We start from the raw sequence: 519 nt of genomic DNA, 5'->3' as shown, positions 1-519 counted from the left end.
TTGAGCAGTTGAAAGTGATCCGCGAGCGTCTGAAAAACGCCCGTCTGGATGACACGTCCAGCGAGTTTAATACCCAGCGTGTTGAGTGTCTGGAGCTGGATCACCTGATGGAAACCGCCTACGCCACTGCCGTATCAGCCAACTTCCGGACGGAAAGCCGCGGCGCGCATAGCCGCTTCGATTTCCCGGAGCGTGATGATGCCAACTGGTTGTGTCATACCCTGTATCAGCCGCAAACGGAATCCATGACGCGCCGAAGCGTCAATATGGAACCGAAACTGCGTCCGGCGTTCCCGCCGAAGATTCGTACTTATTAATTGCGGAGACAGGATGATGAAACTCGAATTTTCGATTTATCGTTATAACCCGGATGTCGATAACGCTCCGCGTATGCAGGATTACACCCTGGAAGGCGAAGAAGGGCGCGACATGATGCTGCTGGATGCGTTAATCCAGCTTAAAGAAAAAGATCCCAGCCTTTCTTTCCGCCGTTCCTGCCGCGAAGGTGTGTGTGGTTCT

At 53.4% G+C, this 519-nt stretch carries 1 protein-coding gene and 1 pseudogene; both read left to right on the top strand.

The window, feature by feature from the left end; all coding sequences use genetic code 11:
- Positions 1-317 (top strand): annotated as a pseudogene (sdhA, locus tag K0335_RS22325) (succinate dehydrogenase flavoprotein subunit); the annotation flags it as partial.
- Between the two features lie 16 nt (positions 318-333).
- On the top strand, positions 334-519 hold a 186-nt coding region (locus K0335_RS22320; RefSeq protein WP_231825869.1), incomplete at its 3' end, for a 2Fe-2S iron-sulfur cluster-binding protein.

This window comes from Escherichia sp. GZ89, from assembly GCF_019366485.1.
GTDB classification, from domain to species: Bacteria; Pseudomonadota; Gammaproteobacteria; order Enterobacterales; family Enterobacteriaceae; genus Escherichia; species Escherichia fergusonii.
This window is presented reverse-complemented; position numbering and strand designations above follow the sequence as displayed.